Below are 24,684 nucleotides of genomic sequence, written 5' to 3'. Positions count from 1 at the left end.
TCAACCGCCGAACAGGCGGTCGATCTGCTGCGCAAGTTCGGCCAGCGTGTAGGGCTTGCGCAGCAGGGCGAAGCCATGGCTCCCCTCATCGGCGATGACCTGGCTATAGCCGCTGGTCAGAAGGATACGCAGCCGGGGGTGGAGGCGACTGATGTCATGGGCGAAGTCGATCCCCGACTGACCCGGCATCATCACATCCGAGAATATGAGGTCGAAGCGCTCCGCATCGCGGTTCAGCTCCTCCAGCGCCGCGGCGGCATTGGTCGCGATCACCGTGCGACAGCCGAGCGTCTGAAGCGCCTCCACGGCGAAATGCCCGACCTCGACATTGTCCTCCACCACCAGCACGCAGCATTCGGTTCGCGACGGAGCGCCCGGCCAGGCGGCGTGACTGTCCGGAACCGGCTGGCCATCGATCTGCGGCAGCAGGAGGGTGAAGGTCGCGCCCTTGCCGGGTGTGCTGGCCACCTGGACATCGCCGCCCGACTGGCGCGCGAAACCGAAAACCTGGCTCAGCCCCAACCCGGTTCCGGCCCCCAGCTTCTTGGTCGTGAAGAAGGGCTCGAAAATCTGCTCCAGCCGCTCCGCCGGAATGCCTTCGCCGGTGTCGGAGATGGCGATCCGCACCTGCGCCTTGCCGTGCGCATCCTGCTGCGAGCGGACGGATATGGTCAGCCTCCCCTGCCCCGCCATTGCGTCGCGGGCATTGACTGCCATGTTGACGATCGCGGTGTCGAGCTGGCTGCGGTCGACATGCGCATGACAGGGTGTCGCGGGAAGGTCGATGTCGAGCCGGACGCCGGGGCCCGACAAGGTCGTGATCATGTCGGTCAGGGTGGTGATGCTGGCGCCGACGTCCACGATCTCCGGGGTCAGCGGTTGGCGCCGGGCGAAGGCGAGCAGTTGCGCGGTCAGCTTGGCGGCACGGTCCGCCGCATCGGCGATCGCGTCCATGTGGCGCTGACGACGCTCGGCGGGGAATTCGGGACGGCGGATGAGATCGATCGAACCCCGGATGACGGTCAACAGGTTGTTGAAGTCGTGGGCGACGCTGCCGGTCAACTGCCCGATCGCCTCCAGCTTCTGTGCCTGGCGTAGCTGTTCCTCCGTCGCGCGTAGAGCCTCCTCCGCCATTTTCTGATGGGTGATGTGGCGGCCCACCGCGAAGACTTCGTATGCGCTGGCCGCACCGACCCAGGCGATCCATTCGTCATGGCCGTCGGCATGCCGCATCCGCAATTCGATACGCGAACTGGCCTCGGTCAGCGACGTCGCCAGGGCCGCGCGGGCCGCGACGATATCGTCCGGGTGGATCAGGGCCATGATAGATCGCCCGATCAGGTCGCCGCCTTCATAGCCCAATATGGTGTGCCACGCCGGATTGATCCGATGGATGACGCCATCGGAAGCGACAACCGCCAACAGATCGGGCGACACGTCCCACATCCGGTCGCGCTCTGCGGTACGCTCGACGATACGCTGCTCCAGCGTCACGTTCAGCGCGCGCAATTCCTCCAGAGCATAGGACAATTGCATCTGACTTTCGCGCAGGGCGGCATCGGCATGGACGCGAGCGGTGGTCTCGTTGGTGAAGATGAACAGACCCGCGACCTTCCCCATGCCGTCCAGCACACGTGAATAGGAGAAGGTCCAGAAAGTATGCGCCTCGCCCCGATCGGTATCGAGTTTCCAGGGCAGATCGACGAAGCGCTGCGTCTGCCCGGCGAGCGCAGCGTCGATGATCGGTCGCGCCTGTTCCAAAGCGTCCGCCCATACCTCATCGAACCGCGCGCCCATCGCCCAGGACAGGCGCGGCCCGAGCAGCGGGAAATAGGTTTCGTTGAAGAAGAAATGCAGGTCCGGGCCCCAGGCCAGGATCATCGATTCCGGGGAATTGAGGACCAGGCTGATCGCCACCCGGAACGCCTCCGGCCACTCCTGCGGTGGCCCCAGGGGGTGGCCGGTCCAGTCCCGCGCCAGGATCAGGCGCGTCGCCTCACCCCCTCCCTCCAGAAAGGCAAGCTGCGGATCGAGCGGGAGCGCGTTCATGGTCATGCTGCTAGCAAGTCGAAACCGGGTTCGCCACCATCGTCCGGCAATTCCCGGCCCCCTTAAAGTTCTTCGCCCGCCAGCGTCGCGGCGGCCTGAATAACCGCCAAATGGGTCAGACCCTGCGGCATGTTGCCCAGATAATGGCCGGTTTTCGGATCGATCATTTCCGCATAGAGCCCGCATCCCCGGCTATCGAGCGCCTCGGTCGCGGCATCGAACGCCTTTTGCGCCGCCTCCGTCTGTCCCAAGATCGCCCGCGCCTCGATCATCCAGAAGGTGCAGGCGAGGAAGCAGCCTTCCTCCTTGTGCATACCGGAATAGCGATAGTGGAAGGCCCCTTCCGCCAGTTCGCGGTCCAGCGCATCCAGCGTCCGCGCCAGCCGATCCTGCCCGTCGAAACGGAACCGCACCGCCAGCGCCAGGCTGGCGTCCAGCGCATCGCTGTCGGGATGCATCAGATAGGCACCGCGCTTCTCCGACCAGCAATGCTCGCCGATCCATTGCTCGATCCGATCGCGCTCGCGCGCCCAGCGGTCGCGGCAGGTCGTCGGGATCTGTCCCTCATCGGCCAGTTCGACCGCGCGGGCCAGCGCCTGCCAGCAACTGATCTTCGACATGGTGTAATGGCGCTCCTCGGGCAATTCCCAGATGCCCGCATCCGGCAGGCGCCAACGATCAGCGCAGCTATCCGCCAGATGCGAAAGCGTTTCCGCGCTGGCTGTGTCCAGGAAATTGCCGCACGCGACGAAGCGGCTCGCCGTCTCGAAGATATCGCCATAGATGCCGTGCTGATGCTGGCCACCCGCCAGATTGCCGACACGCACCGGGCGGGAATGGCGATAACCGCTCACCGCGATCTCGCGTTCGGGCGGCACGGGCTGGCCCTCCAGCGTGTAGCAGACCTGCGGATCGCCTTCGCCCAGCCGCTTGAGCAGCCAGGTGAAGGCGGCCTTGGCCTCGCCATGCGCGCCGATGCGCAGGAAGGCTTTGATCGTGTAGCCCGCGTCGCGGACCCAGGCGTAGCGATAATCGTAATTCTTGGCACCCCCTACCCCCTCGGGCAGCGAGGTGGTCGCCGCCGCCGTGATCGCGCCGGTCGGTGAGTAGAGCAGCAGCTTGAGCGCCAGCGCGTTGCGCAGGATGCGGTCGCGATGCTTCTCCGGCACGGTCAGATTCTGCGACCATTGCCGCCATTCGAAATCGGACAGGTCGATACGGCCGTCGACCTGCTCGATGTCCTGACAGACCAGCGGTTCGTCCTCGCCCGCGATGATCGCGATCCGCGCCCGGTCGCCCGGCCCGACCGCGGCGGTGCCCGTCACCAGCCCGTCCTCGACATGATCGATCGTCACATGCGAGCAGTGGCGGAACACGCCCAGCACCCGGTCGACATGGAAGACATTGTGCCCCCCGGCGGGCGCAAAATAGGGGCTGACCGTGTCGGCGCGGCGACTGAAGCGCAGGGTGATGGCGAAGCGGACATAACCGTCCAACCCCTCGACCCGCCGCGCCAGTTCCGCCCAGGGCAGTCGTCCGGCAGGGCCGCTGTTGATCGACTCGACCAGCTTGGCCCGGCCGCTCGCCGTCGTGAAGATCGTCTCCAGCACATTGCTGCTGGGGCGATAGGCGCGCTCGACGGTGAAGGGCTCGACAGGTGTGATCGAGAAGAGGCCGCCCCGCTCCCCATCGACCAGCCTGTCGAACAGCGGCGCGGAATCCATATTGGGCACGCACCACCAGTCGATCGATCCATCCGCCCCGCTCAGCGCGACGCTGCGCCCGTCTCCCATCGCGGCATAATGTTCGAGATCGAGAAACCCGTCGGCGTCGCGGAGCGGATCGGCATGCTGATCGGGCAGGGTCACGTCGGCACAAGCTCCGCAAATGTCGGGAATGATGCAGGTTAGGTCGTGGAAACTCGTCAGACGCGTTAAATCTCCGTGGGACCTTCCCGGCATTGGCGCGTTGCAGCACCCGAACCGTCATTTGGGAGTATCGGCATGAGCCTGGCATCGGCACTGGGATTCGGCACGAAGAAAATTCGCTACGCCATGGTGGGTGCGGGTGACATCACCCAATCGGCGATGATGCCCGGCATCAGCCACACCGGCAATTCGGAGTTGACCGCGATCGTCACCGGCGACGCCGAGAAGGGCCGCCTGCTCGCCAGGAAATATGGGGTCGAGCATGTCTATTCCTATGACGAGTTCGACAAGCTGCTGACCGCCAATGTCTGCGACGCGATCTATCTGGCGACACCCAATTGGCGTCACGCGGAATTCGCCATCCCCGCGCTCGACGCCGGTATCCATGTGCTGTGCGAAAAGCCGCTGGAGATCTCGGTCGAGAAGGCCCGCACCATCCAGGATGCGGAGCGTCGGTCGAAGGCGAAGCTGATGACTGCCTATCGCCTGCATTTCGAACCCGGCACGCTGGACGCGATCGAGAAGATCCGCAACGGCGAACTGGGCGAACTGGTCGCCTTCACCTCCTGCTTCGGACAGAAGCTGGACCCCGACAATCACCGTGCCAAGCATGGGCTGGAAGCCGGGCCGCTGTTCGACATGGCCCCCTATCCGATCAACGCCATCCGCTATCTCTTCGGCGCCGAGCCGGTCGCGGTTGAGAGCGCCGTCGCCACGCGCCAGCCGAGCGCCGGGCTTGGCGATCTGGACGACACCTTCGCCGTCGTGCTGCGCATGCCCGGCGACAAGCTGGCCAGCTTCACCGTCAGCTATGCGATGAACAATGTCGACAGCCTGATCGTCGCGGGGATGAAGGGTTCGATCCATATGAGCCCGGCCTATGGCTTTCAGGCCGCGATCGAGCACGACGTCACCATCAGCGACAAGCAAAGCCATGAGAAATTCAAGCACACCGACCATTTCGGTGGCGAGATGCGCTATTTCTCCGACTGCATCCTGAACGATCGCGATCCCGAGCCGGATGCGGAAGAGGGCCTGTCGGACCTGCGGGTCATCGAGGGGATCGTGAAGGCGATGCAGACCGGCCAGCGCGTCGAACTGCCCCCCTTCACCCGCACCCGCCGCATCGACACGGCCAGCCAGCGCCAGACCCTGTCGGCGGTCAGCGCCCCCGAACCGGTCAAGGCCAAATCCCCAACCGGCTCGAATTGATCGGTATCAAGCCGATTTCGGCGGAGCGGAACGGCGATATCAATCGTTACGCTCGCGATGACACATGGTGTGTCGGGTTAGGGAGATGACGGTGGAAGATCGGGAAGAGCAGCTCCGGCAGCGGGCCTATGGCATCTGGCAGGCCGAGGGTGAGCCCCATGGGCGCGATCGCGAGCATTGGGAAATGGCCGAACGCGACCTCACCCCCGCCCCGCCCGAAGCGTCCGACACGCCCGAGGTGGTGACCGAGGACGCCCCGAAGCCCGCTCCGTCGCGTCGCAAGAAGGCGGAGGCTGCCGCCATATCCGAACCCTCTTCCGAGGCAGAGCCCGCCGCCAAGCCGAAAGCACGCAAGCCCCGCGCCACCAAGACGGGCTGACCGGATGCCCCGATGGCGATTGGATCGGCCATCGGAGCACGCCCCCATGTTTCCCGCAATCCTGCCGTGTTGCCCTGTCGCATAGTCGTTCGACTTTTGCCGGAGACCTTCCTTGACCGCATTGCCCGACCAGATTTTTCCCGGCTCGCCGCACCCGCTCGGTGCCACCTTCGATGGTGAGGGCGTCAATTTCGCCGTCTTCTCGGCCAATGCCGACCGGATCGAGCTTTGCGTATTCGACCCGCAAGGCAAGCGCGAGTTGAAGCGTTACACGCTGCCCGAATGCACCGATGAGATATGGCATGGCTATCTGCCCGATGTCGGTCCGGGCCTGCTCTACGGCTACCGCGCCCACGGCCCTTACGAGCCGCAGGCCGGTCATCGCTTCAATCCCAACAAGCTGTTGCTCGATCCCTATGCGCGCAAGCTGCATGGCGAGATCAAGTGGACCGACGCGCTGCACGGCTATCAGATCCGGTCCAAGAAAGAGGATCTCAGCTTCGACAAGCGTGATAGCGCCGCCGCCATGCCCAAGGCAGTGGTGGTGGACGATCACTTCGACTGGTCGCGCGACGTGAAGCCCAACACCCCCTGGTCGGAAACCGTCATCTACGAGGCCCATGTGAAGGGCCTGACCAAGCTGATGGAACTGGTCCCCCCGCGCGAGCGCGGCACCTATGCGGGACTCGGCCATCCGGCGGTCATCAAGCATCTGAAGCGGATCGGCGTGACCGCGATCGAACTCCTCCCGATCCACAGCTTCACCCAGGACCGGTTCCTTCAGGAAAAGGCGCTGCGCAATTACTGGGGCTACAACACCCTTGGTTTCTTCGCGCCCGAGCAGGCCTATTTCGCGACCGACACCCAGGATGAACTGCGCCGCGCGGTGCACAAGCTGCACAAGGCGGGGATTGAGGTGATCCTCGACGTCGTCTACAACCATACTTGCGAGGGATCGGAAAAGGGCCCGACCCTGTCCTGGCGCGGGCTGGACAATGCCAGCTATTACCGGCTGGTCCAGGATCAGCCGCGCTATACGATCAACGACACCGGGACCGGCAATACGCTGAACCTGTCCAAGGCGCGGGTGATCCAGATGGTGGCGGACTCGCTGCGCTATTGGGCGACCAGCTTCGGCGTGGACGGTTTCCGCTTCGACCTGGGCCTGACGCTCGGGCGCGAGGTGGACGGCTTCGATCCGGGTTCGGCCTTTTTCGACGTGCTGCGGCAGGACCCGGTGCTGGGGCGGCTGAAGCTGCTGACCGAGCCTTGGGACGTGGGACCGGGCGGCTATCAACTCGGCAATTTCCCGCCCGGCTTCTCCGAGTGGAACGACAAATATCGCGACACGGTGCGCAAATTCTGGCGTGGCGACCCCGGCCAGCGGGGCGAGCTGGCAGCGCGCCTGTCGGGTTCGGGCGACCTGTTCGACCGGCGGGCGCGGCGTCCCTGGGCCAGCCTCAACATGCTCGCCGCGCATGACGGTTTCACGCTCGCGGATACCGTGATGTACGAGGAACGGCATAACGAGGCGAACAAGGAAGACAATCGCGACGGCCATTCGGAAAATTACTCGCGCAACTGGGGCGCGGAAGGGCCGACCGAGGACGAGAGCATCAACGCCGCGCGCGGTCGCGTGATGCGGTCGATGATGACGACCCTCCTCGCCTCGCTGGGCACGCCGATGATCGTGGCGGGCGACGAGTTCGGCCGGACGCAGCAGGGCAACAACAACGCCTATTGCCAGGACAATGAGATCAGCTGGCTCGACTGGAAGGCCGCCGCGTCCGAAGAGGGCGAGGCGATGATCGCCTTCACCGCGCGGCTTGCCGAACTGCGCCGCCGCTATCAGGTGCTGCGTGCGCCGCAATTCCTGTACGGGCAGGATACGCCGGGCCATGGCATCAACGATATCGAATGGTGGGACGAGCGCGGCGAGCAGTTGAGCGCCGAGGATTGGGACAATCCCGAGGGTCGCGCGCTGATGATGCGCCGCGCCGCCGCGACCGAGGACGGCGCGGTGGAGGCGGTATCGCTGCTGCTCAACGCCTCGCCCGATCCGATCACCTTCACCCTGCCCGCGCCCCATGTCTCGCGCACCGTCCTGATCGACAGCGCCAAGCCCGAACAGGGCGAGGTCGAGATCGAGGACAGCTATGAGGTCGGACCGCAGAGCGCGGTCCTGATCACATGGCGGGACGTGGTGTCCGCATGACGCATTGGGGCCCCGAACTGCGCGACGGCGCGGATACCCGGTTCCGCCTCTGGGCGCCGGATCGGAACGCGGTGACACTGGAGATCGACGGCGCGCCATCGGTGCCGATGACCCGCGACGATGAGGGCTGGTTCACCGCCGAGGCCGCCGCCGGACCAGGCAGCCGATACCGCTTCCGGCTGGACGCCGATCTGGCGGTGCCCGATCCCGCTTCACGCCTTCAGTCGGGCGGCGTCCATGGCTGGAGCGTGGTGGTGGACCCAAGCTTCGCCTGGAGCGCGAACGAATGGCAAGGGCGGCCTTGGGAAGAGACGGTGCTGCTGGAGGTTCATGCAGGCACGCTGGGCGGCTTTGCCGGTATCCGCGAGCAACTCTCCGCCATCGCCGCGTCGGGGATCACCGCGATCGAGCTGATGCCAATCAACGCCTTTGGTGGGACCCGCAACTGGGGCTATGACGGCGTCCTGCCCTATGCCGTGGCGGAACCCTATGGCTCACCGGCGGAACTGAAGACGCTGGTCGATACCGCCCATGGCCTGGGGCTCTCCGTCTTCCTCGACGTGGTGTATAATCACTTCGGCCCGGACGGGAATTATCTGAACGCCTATGCCGGGGCCTTCTTCCGTCCCGAGATCGACACCCCCTGGGGCGGCGCGGTGGCGGTGGACGCCGATCCGGTGCATCGGTTCTTCGTCGACAACGCCCTGATGTGGTTGCGCGACTATCGGATCGACGGACTGCGCTTCGATGCGGTCCATGCCATCGCCAATGACGGCTTTCTCGACCGGATGGCGAGCGAGATCCGTGCCGCCCTGCCCGAACGCCATGTGCATCTCGTTCTGGAAAACGAGAAGAACGATGCCGAACGATTGGGGCCGGGCCGCTATGACGCACAATGGAACGACGATTTCCACAATGTCCTGCATGTCCTGCTGACGGGTGAAACCAGTGCCTATTATGGCGATTTCGCCGAACGCCCCGCCGAACGGCTCGCGCGCTGTCTGAAGGAGGGGTTCATCTATCAGGGCGAGGGCTCGCCCAATCATGACGGCACGCCGCGCGGCAAGCCGTCCGGCCATCTGCCGAGCACCGCCTTCGTCGCCTTTCTGCAAAATCACGATCAGGTCGGCAACCGCGCCATGGGCGAGCGGCTGATACACCTGACCGATCGAGACAGGTTGCGCGCGGCGACCGCGCTGCTGTTGCTCGGCCCGCAAATCCCCCTGTTGTTCATGGGCGAGGATGAGGGGAGCGAGAGCCCCTTCCTGTTCTTCACCGACTTTCACGACGAGTTGGCCGATGCGGTGCGCGAAGGTCGCCGTCGTGAATTCGCCAAGTTCGATGCCTTCGCCGATGAGGAAGCGCGCAAGAATATTCCAGATCCCAATGCCGCCGCGACCTTCGAGGCTTCGATCCCCAAGCCCGGCCCCGCCGCCGGGGAATGGCGCGCGCTGTATCGCGAATTGCTGAGCCTGCGCCGGACGCACATCGTCCCCCGCCTGAAAGGCGCGGTCGGGCTGTCGGCGGAAGTGCAGGGCGATGCGGGCGTCAAGGCGCGCTGGCGGATGGCCGATGGTGCGACGCTGACCATCGCGATCGACCTGGGCGACGCGCCGACATTGTCCGAGGGGGAAGAAGGCAATCCGATCTATCGTGAGGGCGACCGCTTCGCCGCCTGGATCGAGACATGAGCGATCTTCACGCCCGCGCCGAAGCGGCCGGACTGTCGCTGCAATGGCAGGATGCCAAGGGAAAGATGCAGACGGTATCCGACGAGGTGCTGACGGCCATTCTCGAACGGCTGGATACCGATACGGGCGAGCCGACCTTCCTGTCCGGGGATGTGGGGCGGGAACTCGCCCTGCCTCAGTGCTGGAAGGCTGGCCCTGCGCTACTGACGCTGGAGACCGGCGAAACCCTCTCAGTCACCTTGGCGGGGGACGGCGAAGACATTCGCCTGCCTGCCCAGACCCTATCGGGCTATCATCGGCTGGAGCAGGACGGACAGCAGATCACGCTCGCCATTGCCCCGCCGCGATGCCCGGCACCGCCAGCCGGGCGCCATTGGGGCAGCGCGGTCCAGATACCGTCCTTGCGCGAAGGCGGCGGTGCTTATGGCGATTTCGCCAGCCTGGCCGAGGCAGCCTCGGCTCTCGGACAAGCCGGAGCCGCCGCACTGGCGATCAGTCCGGTCCATGCGCTTTTCCCGGCGGACGCCAGCCGCTTCAGCCCCTATGCCCCCTCAAGCCGCCTGTTCCGCAACATCTGGCTCGCCCCGGCGGGGGAGCCGGTCGTTCAGGAGGACGAGCTGATCGACTGGGCCAGCGCCGCGCCCGATCGGATGCGGGACTTGCGGCTGGCCTATGACCGGCTTTCCGAAGTCGAGCAGCAGGCGTTCGCCGACTGGCGCGAGCGGGCCGGAGAGAGGCTGGAGGCTCAGGCCCGCTATGACGCGCTCCACGCCTATTTCCACCAGCGGGACCGCGCCGCCGGATGGCCCGATTGGCCGAGCGCCTATCATGATCCGACCGGCGACGCGGTGGCCGCTTTCGCCGCCGAGCACCAAGACGCGATCCGCTTCCATGCATTCGCACAGTGGCATGCCGACCGTGCGTTGCAGACGGCTTCGGATGCCGCGCGTGCGAGCGGCATGGCGATCGGCCTGATCGCCGACCTCGCCATCGGCGTCGCCGGCAACGGGGCCGATGGCTGGAGCCGACCGCAGGATCTGCTGACCGGCCTGTCGATCGGCGCACCGCCCGATCCGCTGGGCCCGAACGGACAGAATTGGGGAATCACTGCCCTCTCCCCCTTCGCGCTGCGCCGACAGGGTTTTGCTCCCTTCATCCAGACGCTTCGTGCCGTCTTCGCCCATGCGGGCGGGGTGCGGATCGATCACGCGCTGGGGCTGTGTCGCCTGTGGGTGGTGCCGGATGGCGCCCCCGCCGATCAGGGTGCCTATCTGGCGATGCCCTTCGCCGACATGCTGCGCATCCTGAAGATTGAGGCTCACCGAGCCAATGACGGGCGCGGGGCGATCGTGATCGGGGAAGATTTAGGCACCGTACCTCCGGGCTTTCGCGATGTGATGGCGGACGCCGGGACGCTGGGGATGCGCGTCCTGCCGTTCGAGCGGGACGAGGATGGCGCCTTCACGCCGCCCGACCGCTGGGACGAACAGGCGATCGCGATGACCGCGACGCACGACATCCCGACCGTCGCGGGATGGTGGCAGGGCCGCGATCTGGAATGGCGCGCCCGGATTGCCGGACATCCAGTTTCATCCGACGACACACAGACCCGTGCGGCCGAACGGACGGCGCTTTGGGCGTGCCTCGGCAAAGGCGAACCCGAGCCGATGGACCCCACTCCCGTCGTGGAGGCAGCCGTGCGCGGCGTGGCTTCGACCCCCTGCCCGCTCGCCATCGTTCCGATCGAGGACCTGTTGGGACTGGACGAGCAACCCAATCTGCCCGGCACCACCAACGAGCATCCCAATTGGCGCCGTCGCCTGCCGGATGAACTGGCCTCCGCTCTCCGTGATCCCGCCGTGTCGCGCCGGATCGCGATCCTCAACGCCCGCTGACCGGCCTCTCGCTCAAAAGGACTGCGCCCATGACCCCGCGCGCGACATACCGCTTTCAGTTTCACAAGGGCTTCCCCTTTGCCGAGGCGGAGGCGCTGATTCCCTATCTCGACCGGCTGGGGATCAGCCATGTCTATGCCTCGCCGATCACCACCGCGGCGGCGGGATCTATGCATGGTTACGACGTGATCGACCCGACCCGGATCAACCCCGAACTGGGCGGCGAAGCGGCATTCCGCAGCCTGTCCGAAGCGGCGCGTCGGCACGGGATGGGCGTCATCATCGATATTGTCCCCAACCATATGGGCGTGGCAGGCGGCGGAAATCGCTGGTGGAACGATGTGCTGGCCCATGGACAGGCCAGCCGCTATGCGCGCTTCTTCGACATCGACTGGTCGCGCAAGCTGGTCCTGCCGATCCTGGGCGAGCCGCTGACCAAGGTGATCGCGGACGGTCAGATCGCCGTCGAGCGTCGTGAGGGACGTGCGGAGATCGTGGCGTATGGCGAACACCGCCTGCCCCTCCGCGACGAGGATCAGGACGCGGCGGAGACCATCGCCCTGCAGGAATTGCTCGACCGGCAGCATTACCGACTGGCGTCATGGCGCGTATCCAATGACGAACTGAATTGGCGGCGCTTTTTCACTATCAACGATCTGGCCGGGCTGCGCGTCGAGGACGATGCGGTTTTCGAGGAAACCCACGCGCTGTATTTCCGCCTGTATGAAGAGGGGCTGATCGACGGCGTTCGGATCGACCATGTCGATGGACTGACCGATCCCATCGGCTATTGTCGGAAACTCCGTGCGCGTTTCGATACCATCGCCCGCGATGACGGCAACCGCGCCTATATCGTGGTGGAGAAGATCCTCGCCGCCGATGAAGCGATGGGCAGCGACTGGGGCGTCGACGGCACCAGTGGCTATGACTTCATGGAAGAGGTCGCCGCGCTGCTCCATGCGCCTGAGGGGACCCGTCCGCTGGGGGAGCTATGGGCCCAGCTGAGCGGTCGTTCGGTCGAATTCGCGCCGGAGGAATTGCAGGCGCGCCAGGACCTGTTGTCCTGGCAGTTCGCGGGGCAGTTGGACCAATGTGTCGCCGCCTTTGCAAAGCTCCTCGCCTCGGTGCCCGAGCTTGAGGGTGCGATCACCCCCGCGATGCTGCGGCGCGCGATCGAGCGCTTGCTTTGGGTCTTTCCCGTCTATCGCACCTATGGCCCCGACGCGCCCGAAACCGATGAACCGATCCGGGCCGAAGTGCGCCAACGGGTCGCCCGCTTCGTGCCGCCGGGGGAAGCTTTCGTGGTGGACCGGATACTGGATTGGCTTTCCGGCGAAGGACCGGGCGACGAAGTCCTTTTGGGTGAAGCGGTACGGCGCTTTCAGCAGCTGTCCGCCCCCATCGCGGCGAAGGCGGTCGAGGACACGGCCTTTTATCGCCATGCCATCCTCCTCTCGCGCAACGATGTCGGGTTCGATGCGGGCCGGTTGAGCCTGTCCGTCGCCGCATTCCATGAACGCATGGCGGGTCGGGCGGAGCGCTTTCCCCATGCCATGCTGACCACGGCGACGCACGACCACAAGCGTGGCGAGGATGTCCGCGCACGGCTCGCGGTGCTCAGCGCGATACCGGATCGATGGCGCGAGCAGGTCAAGCACTGGGAACGACAGACGATGGCTCTATCGGAGGGCGTCGACCCCGCGGACTGGTATATGCTGATCCAGACGCTGGTCGGCGCATGGCCCGAGCCCGACGACCTGGCCGACTTCGCCGAGCGCATCGCCGCCTGGCAGGAAAAGTCGCTGCGCGAGGCGAAGCTCCGTTCTTCCTGGGAAGCCCCGGACAGCGACTATGAAGCCCGGTGCAACGCACTGGCCAAGGCGCTGATCGAAGAGGATGCCGGGGTGGAATTCCGCGACGGGATGATGCGATTGCTGGCCGATATCGCACCGGCGGCGCAGGCCAATAGCCTGGTGCAGGTCGCCTTGCGCTACACGATGCCCGGCATTCCCGATTGCTATCAGGGCACCGAGTTCGCCGATCTGAGCCTGGTCGATCCCGACAATCGTCGTCCCGTCGACTATGCCGCGCGCGAATTGGCGCTGGAAAGCGGGCGCGTTGCAAAGCAGGCGCTGATCGCCGACCTGCTTCGCCTTCGCCGGGCCGATCCCGACCTGTTCACGACCGGCTCCTACCATCCCCTGCCGATCACCGGACATGGACGCGACCGGGCGATCGCCTTCGAGCGGCGACAGGGCGCTACCAGCCTGCTCTGCGTCTTCGGCCTGAGGCTGGCGGCCTTGATGGATGCGGAGGGCCGGATCGACTGGCGCGATACGGAGGTCGCGCTGCCCGAGGGGCCCAAGCGTCTGGCGGAGCTGCTGAACGACGGGCCGGTCTGGTATCAATTGCGTCCGGCCTGACGATGGACGAACTGCCCCCGGACTTCTATGCGCGCGACGTCGACGAGGTCGCGCGCGCGCTGATCGGGGTTACACTGACGGTCGGGGGCGTCGGCGGCCCGATCGTGGAAACCGAGGCCTATGACATGGCCGACCCCGCCTCCCACAGCTTCATCGGTCGGACCGCACGCAACGCGGCGATGTTCGGGCCGCCGGGTCATGCCTATGTCTATCGCATCTATGGCCTTCACCACTGCCTGAACATCGTCTGTGGCACACCGGGCAGCGCCGTGCTGATCCGCGCCATCGAACCGCGTCAGGGCCTGGACGTGATGCAGACCCGGCGCGGTGCGCGGATTGCGCCCCGGCTGCTTTGCGCGGGTCCGGGGCGGCTATGCGCCGCCCTGGCGATCGGCCGCGATCTCGACGGCGTCTCGCTGACGTCGCCGCCTTTCCTTCTGACCCAAGCGTCCGGGCAGCCCGATATCGTCAGCGGTCCCCGCATCGGCATTTCGCAGGCCGTGGACCGGCAACGACGCTATGGCGCGAGGCATTCGCCCTGGCTCAGCCGTCCCTTTCCGAACGAAAGCGCCGCATCGCAACATAGATAAACGCAACTTTCGACCGCAGCGCACAAACTAATTTCCTTGCTCTTGGCCGTATTTCGACACAGCCTCCTGTCATAACAAGAAAAGGGCGAGTCGATGGAGTGGATCAAGGTCCTGGCGGTTGTCGCCATGGTCTATGGAATTTGGGCGGCCTATCGTTCGCTGGGCGCTCCTGTTCGTCATGACGGCGCCCGTTATTTCCGCCAGCCGGACGGTAGTTTCCGCCGGTGGTATGGCGGTCGGCGCTTTACCGCTTCGGAAGTGGGAATGCCCGATCAGGGCTGATTGTCCGCCGGTCAGCTACCGTACACATCCGCCGGGTTAGGGGATGGTCTTTGCGGCCCGATCTTCGGGTCGATCGAGGACTTGGGCCTTCATGTTTGCCAATCCGGGCGTTCCCCTGCCCCTGGTCATCATCGTCATTGCGGTCGTCGCCGCCGGTATCCTGGCGCGGCGGGTGCCGATTTTGCGGGTGGCGATCAGTCTGGTCAGTTGGGTCCTGCTGGCGGGCCTGTTGTTCGTCGTGCTGCAACAGCGGGAGCAGTTCGATCCCTATATCCAGCGTGCGATGCAGATCCTGAACTTGCAGGATCAAAGCGTCGTCGGCGACACGGTGCGCATCCGCATGGCGCCTGACGGGCATTTCTGGGCACGGGTGACGATCGACGGCGTCACCCGCCGGATGCTGGTCGATAGCGGCGCGACCCTGACCGCCTTGTCGACCGACACCGCGCGTGCGGCGGGGCTCCGTCCCGCCGCGCCGGTCTTTCCGGTGGTGCTCAACACCGCGAATGGGATGATCCGCGCACAAACCGCACGCGTCCAGTCGCTGCGCATCGGCACGATCCGCGCCGACAATGTCCCCGTCGTCGTGTCGGCGGCATTCGGCGAGACCGACGTGCTGGGCATGAATTTCCTGTCCCGGCTGAAGAGTTGGCGTGTCGAGGGCTCGACCCTGATCCTGGAGCCCCATCATCCCCAGCCGCCGGCGGAGCCCTCATGACGCGTCGGCGGAAAGCTGATAGAGATCAACGTATTTGACGCTCTTGCCGATTGACTTGATGATGTAGCTTTTTCATGCCCGAACCCATGACCACTCCCCTGTCGCGCATGCTGTCGCTCCCGCCGCAGCTCGACCGATATGTTGCCCAGGCCCTGGACGCGGGCGACTTTCCCGATGAGCAGGCCCTGCTGCGCGCCGCGATCGAGCGGCTGCGTATGGAAAGCGGCCCCGTCGATCCTAAGAGCTGGCTGATCGGGGGCGGCGAATGTGGGCAGCGCGTGCGCGACCATGACTGGTCGGCGACGCCGCTCGGCCCGATCTGCGGATGGCCGGGCGAGTTGCGCACCACGGTCGCCAATATCGTCCATTCGCCGATCGCCAAGGTTCTGATGTGGGGCGATGCCCATGTCATGATCTACAACGACGCCTATCGTGCGATCGTGGGCCCGCGCCATCCTGCCGCCTTTGGCGGACTGGTGCCGGATGTCTGGCCCGAAATCTGGGACTGGAACCAGTCCATTCTGGACCGCGGCTTTCAGGGTGAGGACGTCGCCTATCGCGACCAGACCCTGATCGTCACGCGCGCGGGCGTCCAGGAAGAGGTGGTGTTCGACCTCTATTACACCCCGGTCTATGTCGAGCGGAATTCGGTCGGCGGCGTGATGTGCACCGTCGTCGAGAATACCGGGCGGGTCGCGGCGGAGCGCCGCCTGGCCGAGAGCGAGGCGGAGTTGCGGGTCATCACCGATTCGCTTCCGATGCTGGTCGCCTTTGTCGACCGGGATCAGTGCTACCGTTTCGCCAACGACTATTACCGCGATTTCCTCGGCGTCGATCCCGATGCGATGATCGGGACCCGGATCGCCGATGTCCTGACCGAAGAGGATTATGCCGAGCGCCTGCCCCTGATCGAGCGCGCGCTGGCGGGCGAAGAGGTGGTGGCCGACGTCCATATCCACCACCGGGACGGCAGCCGTCGCCGGGCCGAGACCCGCTATCTCCCCCGCCGCGACGCGGATGGCAGCGTGGTCGGCTTCCATATCCTGGTGTTCGACGTCGATGAGCGGATGCGCCATGCCGACGCGATAGAGCGGAGCAATCGCCGCTTCCGCGCCGCGATGGACGCGGTGCACGGCGTGCTGTGGACCAACACCGCGGATGGCCGGATGGTCGGCGAGCAGCCCGGCTGGGCGGCGATCACGGGCCAGACACTTGAGGAATATCAGGGTTTCGGCTGGGCGAACGCGGTGCATCCCGATGACGCCGCCGCCACCGTCGCCGCCTGGAACGAGGCGGTCGCCGCCAAGGGCCAGTTCATCCATGAACATCGTGTCCGCCGTCACGACGGCGTCTGGCGCACCTATGCCATCCGCGCTCTGCCGATCATCGGCGCGGACGGCGAACTGATCGAGTGGGTCGGGGTCCATACCGACATCACCGAACAGCGCGCCGCCGAACAGGCCCTGCGCGATCAGGCGAATGTGCTCGCGCGCCAGGTCCATCACCGCGAACGCGCCGAGGCGCAACTCCGCCAGCTCAACGAGACGCTGGAGAGCCGCGTCATCGAGGAGATCGCCGAGCGACGCCAGGCCGAGATGAAGCTCGCCCAGGCGCAGAAGATGGAGACGATCGGCAAGCTGACCGGCGGTGTCGCCCACGACTTCAACAACCTGCTTCAGGTCGTGTCGGGCAATCTCCAGTTGCTCGGCAAGGACGTGGCGGGCAACGACCGCGCCGAACAGCGCGTCGCCAATGCCATGGCGGGCGTCTCTCGCGGGTCGAAGCTCGCGGCGCAGTTGCTCGCCTTCGGCCGTCGCCAGGCGCTGGAGCCCAAGGTCGTCAACGTCACCCGCTTCGTTCAAGGGATGGACGACATGCTCCGCCGTGCGATCGGCGAGGGTGTCGAAATCGAGACGATCGTCGGTGGCGGTCTGTGGAACACCTTCATCGATCCCAACCAGATCGAGAATGCGCTGCTGAACCTGGCAATCAACGCGCGCGACGCGATGAATGGCCAGGGCAAGCTGACCATCGAGTTGAGCAACGCCCATCTCGACGACGATTATGCGCGCACCCATGACGAGGTGACGCCGGGCCAATATGTGATGCTCGCCGTGTCCGACACCGGCAGCGGTATGTCGGAAGAGATCATCCAGAAGGTCTTCGAGCCCTTTTTCTCGACCAAGAGCGAAGGCAAGGGATCGGGCCTCGGGCTGTCGATGGTCTATGGCTTCGTCAAACAGTCGGGCGGCCATGTGAAGATCTATTCCGAGATCGGCCATGGCACGACGATCAAGCTCTATCTGCCCCGTGCGATGGAGGCCGAGGATGTCGAGGTCGCGGTCGATACCGGCCCGATCACCGGCGGCTCCGAAACGGTTCTGGTCGTCGAGGACGATGCCGAGGTGCGCGGGACCGTGGTCGAGTTGCTGTCGGACCTGGGCTACCGCGTGCTGAAGGCGGTGGATGCGCAAAGCGCGCTCAACGTCATCGAAAGCGGCATTCCGATCGACATCCTCTTCACCGATGTCGTCATGCCCGGCACGCTGAAAAGCCCCGAACTCGCCCGCAAGGCGCGCGAGCGGCTGCCCGATATCGCGGTCCTCTTCACCTCGGGTTACACCGAGAATTCGATCGTCCATGGCGGGCGGCTGGACAAGGGCGTCGAGCTTTTGTCCAAGCCCTATACCCGTGAGGCGCTGGCGCGGAAATTCCGCCATGTGCTCGCCAATCAGCGGCAGCGGCGCATGGCGGTATCCGGCGCGCCGCGGGACTTGCCCGGGCGGGATGCCAAGGCGACGGACGAACCGACGCCGCGACCGCTGCATGACGGGCGAACGATCCTTTTGGTGGAGGATGACGATCTGATCCGCGCCAACACGGCGGAAACATTGCAGGAAGCAGGCTTCGTCGTCGTCCACGCGGTGACGGCGGAAGAGGCGATGACGGCGCTGCAAACCGCGCAGATCGACGTGCTGGTGACCGACCTGAACCTGCCGGGCGAATCGGGCATCGAACTCGCCAAGCGTTCGCGGCAGCTTCGCCCGAGCCTGTCGGTCGTCTTCGCGACGGGGGATGGCGGTATGGCGGCGGAGGCGGCGGACATGAACGCCGCGCTGCTGACCAAGCCCTATACGGCGGATCGGCTGATCGCCGCGATCCGTGGTCAGCTTGAAATTATGGAGCAGGCGACCCGGGCTTGATCCGGGCCGCCTACCCCTTTTCGGTCGGGCTCATGCCGGAGGGGGGCGGCAGAGGAACCCTTGCGAAACCGTGTGTCGGTTAACGGGCCTTCCAGCCCTCGATAGCGGCGAAGGTGATGATCACCGCCAGCACCAGCAGAGCACCCTGCAATTCCAGTGCGGTCAAATCGAACTCCATCGTCATCGGCTATCTCCCGAGTGATGTCCAAACCCCAGTGTCCGGATGGCTCTCCCCCTGGGGAGAGCACGAACGCACACCAATTCGGCGAGGAGGATGATCCGACGCTCGGTCGCGGCGGCATCCTGCCTCTGCGATCAGTAAATACGCTTTGAGTTTTGCTGTCGTGCAGCGAAAACGTGACAAATCATGTCCGGCAATGCGGAAGGCGAATTTCAGCGCAAAGCCCGCCTTCCGCACGGTTGGCGAGGGTCAGCACACCGCCTTCCGCCGCGACCACCCGCGCGACGATCGACAGGCCTAGGCCGAAACCCACCGTATCGCGCCGCCGCGCGGTATCCAGCCGGACGAACGGCTCCAGCACCAGCTCCAGCGATTCCTCCGGGATACCCGGCCCGTCATCTTCGACCCGGATACGGACATCGTCGCCCGGATCGGTCCGCAGCGTGATGATCGCATGTTCGCCGTAATGCAGCGCATTTTCGACCAGATTGGTGAGCGCGCGCTTCATGCCGAAGCGGCGCAGGCGGCAATCGAAATGGTCGGGCCCGACATAGCGGACGTCCCGACCGTGATCGGCGGCATCGTCGGCCAGATTGGCGCAGAGGATCGCCAGGTCGGTCAGTTCGGGTTGCTCGGCATCGCCCTCGCCGCCCAGAAACGCCATGAGGGAGGAAACCATCGCCTCCATCTCCTCGATATCCCTGCCGATCGCCTCGCGCACGTCATCGTCGCGAATGGCATCGGCGCGCAGCCTGAGCCGGGCGAGCGGGGTGCGCAGGTCGTGGCCGACCGCCGCCAGCGCCCTTGTCCGCTCTTCGATCAACCGGCCGATGCGCGCCTGCATCCGGTTGAAGGCGCGAGTCACATGACGCACCTCGCCCGGCCCGCGTTCGGGGACGAGCAACGCGGCCCCCTTTCCGCCGCCCTGCCCGCGCCCCAACGTATCGGCGGCGCGGGCGAGTGTCCTCAGCGGATGCAGGATGCGTCCGATCAGCGCCCCGCTCAGCAGCATCAGCGCGATCGCCGGGATCAACGCGAGCAGCACGCGCCCGAGCGCCAGGTCGAGCGTGCGGACCCCCTCGCGCATCCGGAAGCTCAACAGAGACCCGTCGTCCAGCCGCAAATCCCCCGACACCACCGAAGTCCGCCCCGGCGAGGTCAGCCGAAGATGAATGTCCGTCGCCGCCAGCGAAGGCTCCCAATCGACGATCTGGCGACGCATGCTGTCCATCGCGGGCGCGATGGTGGGTCGGGGCGGTGCCACCGACGACCAACTGACGATATAGCGGTCGGTGGTCAGTTCCTCCGCCACTTCGGGCCGCTCGATGGCGGGCCGCTCGTTCAGGACGCGGCGCGCGACGATCAGATGCTCGGCCAGTCGCCGCGCCTCGTCATCGCGGACCGAGACATGGCTGGCCCGCTCGTAGAGATAGGTGGAGACCGCGAACTCGATCGTCACCGCCAGCAGCAGGATCGCGACGATCCGGCCGAGCAGGCCGACCGAGGGACGGATCACCGTCGTTCCACCGGCACGTTGAGCATATAGCCGACGCCGCGTACGGTGACGATCGGCGCGGCGCCCCCGGCCCCCGACAATTTGCGGCGCAGGCGGCTGACCAGCACGTCGATGCTGCGGTCCGAACTATCACCGATCCGCGCCCGCGACAGCTCGATCAGGCGCTCACGTGCGACGACCCGCTGCGCATTGTCGAGAAAGGCGACCAGCAGATCGAACTCCGCGCCGGTCAACTCCACCTGCGCGCCCGATGGCGACATCAGCTCGCGACGCGGCAGATTGGCGGTCCAGCCGTCGAAACCCAATATGCCCGCTTCCCGTTCGCCCGGCGCGTTCTCCAGCCCGCCGCGACGCAGCACGGCACGGATCCGCGCCACCAGTTCGCGCGTGCCGAACGGCTTGGCCAGGTAATCGTCCGCACCCAGTTCCAGACCGACGACCCGGTCGACCTCGCTGCCCTTGGCGCTGATGAAGATGATCGGGACCGCCTTCTTCTGACGAATCTGGCGGCACAGATCGATGCCGCTGGTGCCGGGCAGCATGATGTCGAGCAGGATCAGGTCGATCTGCCCGACCTCCAGCGCCTGCCACATCTCGGGCGCGGCATTGGCCAGCTTGACGGCGAAACCATTCTCCTGAAGCGCGCGGGCGGTCAGGGTGCGGAGGGCGGGATCGTCCTCGACGATCAGGATGGTGGGCGGGGTCACCCCGCTTGGCTAGGCAGGTGCGCCGCCCACGTCAACGACCGCATCGGCCTGATTCCCGTCAAGACGCTGCAAATGCGTGGCATATCGTGCCGCGCGCGCGGCATATCCATTGGCGGACAGCCGCAGCCCGGCGATCTGCTCCGGCTCCAGCGCGCGGACGGCGCGGGCGGGCACGCCGACGATCAGGCTGCCGGGCGGAAACACCTTCCCCTCGGTCACCAGCGCCCCCGCCCCGACCAGCGATCCGGCGCCGATCACCGCATCGTTCAGAACCGTCGCGCCCATGCCGATCAGGCATCCATCCTCGACGGTGCAGCCATGCAGGATCGCCTTGTGCCCAATGGTGCAGTCCGCCCCGATGGTCAGCGGGCTGCCGGGATCGGAGTGAAGTACCGCCCCATCCTGCACATTGCTGCGCGCCCCGACACGGATCGGGCCGTTATCGGCACGCAACACCGCGCCGAACCAGAGGCTGACCTGTTCCTCCAGGATCGCCTGGCCCACCACATCGGCGGACGGGGCGATCCAGGCGGAGGGATGGACGACCGGGCGATGCTCGCCCATGGCATAAAGCGGCATTCAGCCATTCTCCTGCTGTTTGGCCCGCCGACGATAGAGGTGGAGCAGCGGCTCGGTATAGCCATTGGGTTGCGAGATCCCCTCGAAGATCAGCGCGCGAGCCGCCGGCAGGGCCAGCCCGTCGCCGCCCGACCCGGTCATCGGGCGATAGGCCGGGTCGCCCCGATTCTGTGCATCGACCTTAGCCGCCATGCGCGCCAGCGCCGCCTCCACCTGGTCATCGGTGACGATACCGTGATGCAGCCAGTTGGCGATATGCTGTGACGAAATGCGCAATGTCGCGCGGTCTTCCATCAGGCCGATATCGTGCAGGTCGGGCACCTTGGAACAGCCCACCCCCTGATCGATCCAGCGGACGACATAGCCGAGCAGCCCTTGGGCGTTATTGTCCAGTTCGTCGGCGATCTCTTCCGCCGTCCAGTCCGGCTGGACCGCGACCGGCGGGGTCAGCAGGCGTTCGAGCGCCGCCACCGGCTCGTTTGCCCGTTCCGCCTGGCGAGCGGCGAGGTCGACACGGTGATAATGGGTCGCGTGCAACGTCGCGGCGGTGGGCGACGGAACCCATGCGGTCGTCGCGCCCGAGCGTGGATGTGCGATCTTCTGCGCCAGCATGTCCGCCATCCGGTCGGGCGCGGCCCACATGCCCTTGCCGATCTGCGCCCGCCCCGCAAAGCCGCAGGCCAGGCCGATCTGGACATTGCGATCCTCATAGGCCGCGATCCACCGCGTCTCCTTCATCGCGCCCTTGCGGAGCATCGGCCCGGCGTGCATCGCACTGTGGATCTCATCCCCGGTCCGGTCGAGAAAGCCCGTGTTGATGAAGACGATCCGGTGCCGCACGGCATGGATACAGGCGGCGAGATTGGCCGAAGTCCGGCGCTCCTCGTCCATCACGCCGATCTTGATCCGGTGCCGCGCCAGGCCCAGCATGTCCTCGACCGCGTCGAACAAGCGGTCGGCGAAGGCGGCCTCGTCCGGTCCGTGCATCTTGGGCTTGACGATATAGATCGAACCGAAGCGACCGTTGCGCCGAGGCTCTCCGTTCAAGCCGTCGCGCATCGCGATCAGGCTGGTGACGACGGCGTCGATGATCCCCTCCGGCGCCTCGCTGCCGTCCGGCAGGTAGACCGCGGGGGTCGTCATCAGGTGACCGACATTGCGGACGAACAACAGGCTGCGCCCCGGCAGTGTGAAGGACGATCCGTCGGGTGCCCGATAGGACCGATCGGCGTTCAGCGTCCGGGTCAGCATTCGGCCACCCTTGTCGACTTGCGCGGTCAGGCTGCCGTCGATCAGCCCGAGCCAATTGGCATAGCCAGCGACCTTGTCCGCCGCATCGACCGCCGCGACCGAATCTTCCAGATCGCAAATGGTGGTCAGTGCGGACTCCAGCACGATATCGGCGATGCCCGCCGGGTCGGTGCGACCGATGGGGTGCGACGGATCGACGATGATCTCGATATGCAGACCATGATGGCGGAACAGCCAACCCTTCTCGCTGCGACCACGATATTGGGTGGGATCACGAAGCCGGACGGTCGCCGTCTCCAGGTCGGTCACGCCGTCCCATCCGCCCTCGATCGGAAGCGCCTCGTCCAGAAAGGCGCGTGCCCAGCCGATGACGTCCGCGCCGCGTTCCGGGTCATAGCCCGCCTTATCCGAGGGCGGTGCCAGGGCGTCCGTGCCATAAAGGGCATCGTAAAGGCTGCCCCAACGCGCATTGGCCGCATTGAGCAGGAAACGGGCGTTCAACATCGGCACGACGAGTTGCGGCCCCGCCAAACTGGCGACCTCTTCCTCGACGCCTTCCGGCGAGATCAAGAAGCGTTCGGGTTCGGGCACGAGATAGCCGATCTCGCTCAGGAAGCGCCGCTGTTCTGCGCCATTGACCGAGCCGCCTTGGCGGTACCAGTCATCGATCTTCGCCTGCAACGCGTCCCGGCGACGCAAGAGCGCGGCGTTTTCCAGCGTGAAACGGTTCAGGATTTCCGCAAGCCCGGCCCAGAAACGTTGCGGATCGACGCCGCTCCCCGGAAGCGCGCGCTCCTCCAGGAACCGGACGAGCTCGGGAGCGACGGACAGGCCGTGGCGATCGATCATGCTGCTTTCCTCAACCATGTCCCAACTCCGTTGCGATGGGGCCATGATAGGGTATCGCCATTCCTCCCGGTAGTCGGCATAATCGAAGCGATGTCGATCGCAGGAGGAACGAATGGACCCCGACATCGCGCTGTTCGTGGATGTGGTGCGCGAGGGCAGCCTTGCGGCGGCGGCACGGGTCTGGCGGCTATCGCCCGCCATGGTGTCGAAGCGGATCGCACGACTGGAGGCCCGGTTCGGAGTCCGCCTGCTCCACCGCACGACGCGCCGGCTGGCACTGACGCAAAGCGGGGCCGCCTTCCATGCCGAGGTCGCGCCGCTGATCGCCGGGCTTCGCACCGCGCAGGATCGCATGGCGCAGGCCGCATCCGAACCGGCAGGGCCGCTTCATGTCACCGCGCCGACCTCCTTCGGTCGCCTCTGGATCGCCCCCTATCTACCTGCGTTCCTGGAACGGCATCCCGCCGTGCGGTTGCGGATCGACCTGACCGATGATTTCGTGGACGTGATCGGTGGGCGGATCGACATCGCCTTTCGTATCACGGCGACACCGCCCAGCGGGGTCGCGGCGCACCGGCTGACCGTCAACCGCCGCATCCTGTGCGCCAGTCCGGCCTATCTGGAACGCGCCGGAGCCCCGGAAAACATCGAGGATCTGGCGGCGCATCGCCTGCTCGCCGCGTCCGGGCAACTCCCCTGGCGGTTGGCGGGCGTGACCGTGACGGGGGAGAGCTGGATCGAGACGAACTCCAGCGAGGTCGTGCGCGAACTGGCGCTGGCGGGGGCCGGGATCGCGCTGCGGTCCTTGTGGGACGTGTCCGATGCCTTGGCCGATGGGCGGCTGGTCCGAATCCTTCCCCGACACGAGGGCGCGGCGTCGGTGGCCCTATGGGCGCTCCATGCGAATGTCGGCACGCCCGCCGCCGTGCCCGCATTGATTGCGCACCTGACCGAATGCTGGCGGGACACCGCGTGGATGACATGACGTCCGCGTCATTTTCCCGTGCATCGCCCCG

17 protein-coding genes are annotated in these 24,684 nt (G+C 65.9%); 11 read left to right on the top strand and 6 right to left on the bottom strand.

Going from position 1 to position 24,684, the window contains the following annotated elements:
* Positions 1 to 2,049 carry a hybrid sensor histidine kinase/response regulator gene (locus SM191_RS07885; protein WP_341505702.1) on the bottom strand — a complete coding sequence of 683 codons (2,049 nt, stop codon included), beginning with the start codon at positions 2,047 to 2,049 and terminating at the stop codon, positions 1 to 3.
* 62 nt (positions 2,050 to 2,111) lie between these two features.
* Positions 2,112 to 3,917, bottom strand: coding sequence for a glycoside hydrolase family 15 protein (locus SM191_RS07880; RefSeq protein WP_341505701.1), 1,806 nt, complete (start codon positions 3,915 to 3,917; stop codon positions 2,112 to 2,114).
* Positions 3,918 to 4,052: 135 nt separating this feature from the next.
* Here SM191_RS07880 and SM191_RS07875 point away from each other — a divergent pair, with 135 nt between their 5' ends.
* From SM191_RS07875 to SM191_RS07830, 10 genes are all read left to right on the top strand, one after another.
* A complete protein-coding gene (locus SM191_RS07875) occupies positions 4,053 to 5,189 on the top strand; it encodes a Gfo/Idh/MocA family protein (protein ID WP_341505700.1) in 1,137 nt (378 codons plus the stop codon).
* 85 nt (positions 5,190 to 5,274) lie between these two features.
* Complete coding sequence (locus SM191_RS07870) at positions 5,275 to 5,568, top strand: DUF2934 domain-containing protein (protein WP_341505699.1); 294 nt, start codon at positions 5,275 to 5,277, stop codon at positions 5,566 to 5,568.
* 112 nt (positions 5,569 to 5,680) lie between these two features.
* A complete protein-coding gene (gene glgX / locus SM191_RS07865) occupies positions 5,681 to 7,783 on the top strand; it encodes a glycogen debranching protein GlgX (RefSeq protein ID WP_341505698.1) in 2,103 nt (700 codons plus the stop codon).
* Positions 7,780 to 9,474 carry a malto-oligosyltrehalose trehalohydrolase gene (treZ, locus tag SM191_RS07860; protein WP_341505697.1) on the top strand — a complete coding sequence of 565 codons (1,695 nt, stop codon included), beginning with the start codon at positions 7,780 to 7,782 and terminating at the stop codon, positions 9,472 to 9,474. The genes glgX and treZ overlap by 4 nt, the downstream gene beginning before the upstream one ends.
* Positions 9,471 to 11,369: a 4-alpha-glucanotransferase gene (malQ, locus tag SM191_RS07855; RefSeq protein WP_341505696.1), complete on the top strand. Its 1,899-nt coding sequence runs from the start codon at positions 9,471 to 9,473 to the stop codon at positions 11,367 to 11,369. Before treZ ends, malQ begins: the two co-directional genes overlap by 4 nt.
* Before the next feature lie 29 nt (positions 11,370 to 11,398).
* Positions 11,399 to 13,792 (top strand): malto-oligosyltrehalose synthase, encoded by a 2,394-nt coding sequence (gene treY / locus SM191_RS07850; protein ID WP_341505695.1) that lies wholly within the window; start codon positions 11,399 to 11,401, stop codon positions 13,790 to 13,792.
* Positions 13,793 to 13,794: 2 nt separating this feature from the next.
* Complete coding sequence (locus SM191_RS07845) at positions 13,795 to 14,382, top strand: DNA-3-methyladenine glycosylase (RefSeq protein WP_341505694.1); 588 nt, start codon at positions 13,795 to 13,797, stop codon at positions 14,380 to 14,382.
* Between the two features lie 93 nt (positions 14,383 to 14,475).
* Entirely contained in the window at positions 14,476 to 14,664 is a 189-nt protein-coding gene (locus SM191_RS07840; RefSeq protein ID WP_267433316.1) for a hypothetical protein, read from the top strand.
* 91 nt (positions 14,665 to 14,755) lie between these two features.
* A complete protein-coding gene (locus SM191_RS07835; RefSeq protein WP_341505693.1) occupies positions 14,756 to 15,382 on the top strand; it encodes a retropepsin-like aspartic protease family protein in 627 nt (208 codons plus the stop codon).
* Between the two features lie 74 nt (positions 15,383 to 15,456).
* Complete coding sequence (locus tag SM191_RS07830; RefSeq protein WP_341505692.1) at positions 15,457 to 18,585, top strand: hybrid sensor histidine kinase/response regulator; 3,129 nt, start codon at positions 15,457 to 15,459, stop codon at positions 18,583 to 18,585.
* A 365-nt stretch (positions 18,586 to 18,950) separates the two neighbouring features.
* On the opposite strand, the gene SM191_RS07825 is transcribed toward SM191_RS07830, so the two are convergent.
* Genes SM191_RS07825 through SM191_RS07810 form a run of 4 tightly spaced genes read right to left on the bottom strand, consistent with a single transcriptional unit; the run spans position 18,951 to position 23,668 of the window.
* Positions 18,951 to 20,282, bottom strand: coding sequence for an ATP-binding protein (locus SM191_RS07825; RefSeq protein WP_341505691.1), 1,332 nt, complete (start codon positions 20,280 to 20,282; stop codon positions 18,951 to 18,953).
* Positions 20,279 to 20,989: a response regulator gene (locus tag SM191_RS07820; protein ID WP_307000695.1), complete on the bottom strand. Its 711-nt coding sequence runs from the start codon at positions 20,987 to 20,989 to the stop codon at positions 20,279 to 20,281. The genes SM191_RS07825 and SM191_RS07820 overlap by 4 nt, the downstream gene beginning before the upstream one ends.
* Before the next feature lie 9 nt (positions 20,990 to 20,998).
* A complete protein-coding gene (locus tag SM191_RS07815; protein WP_341505690.1) occupies positions 20,999 to 21,568 on the bottom strand; it encodes a gamma carbonic anhydrase family protein in 570 nt (189 codons plus the stop codon).
* Entirely contained in the window at positions 21,569 to 23,668 is a 2,100-nt protein-coding gene (locus tag SM191_RS07810; RefSeq protein WP_445949830.1) for a malate synthase G, read from the bottom strand.
* Positions 23,669 to 23,780: 112 nt separating this feature from the next.
* Here SM191_RS07810 and SM191_RS07805 point away from each other — a divergent pair, with 112 nt between their 5' ends.
* On the top strand, positions 23,781 to 24,653 hold the full coding sequence (locus SM191_RS07805) for a LysR family transcriptional regulator (RefSeq protein WP_341505688.1): 873 nt from the start codon (positions 23,781 to 23,783) through the stop codon (positions 24,651 to 24,653).
* Positions 24,654 to 24,684 lie beyond the last annotated feature (31 nt).

Source organism: Sphingomonas sp. 2378, assembly GCF_038084995.1.
Lineage (GTDB): Bacteria > Pseudomonadota > Alphaproteobacteria > Sphingomonadales > Sphingomonadaceae > Sphingomonas.
Note: the sequence above shows the minus strand (reverse complement) of the source record. Positions and strands in the feature narration are given on the sequence as shown.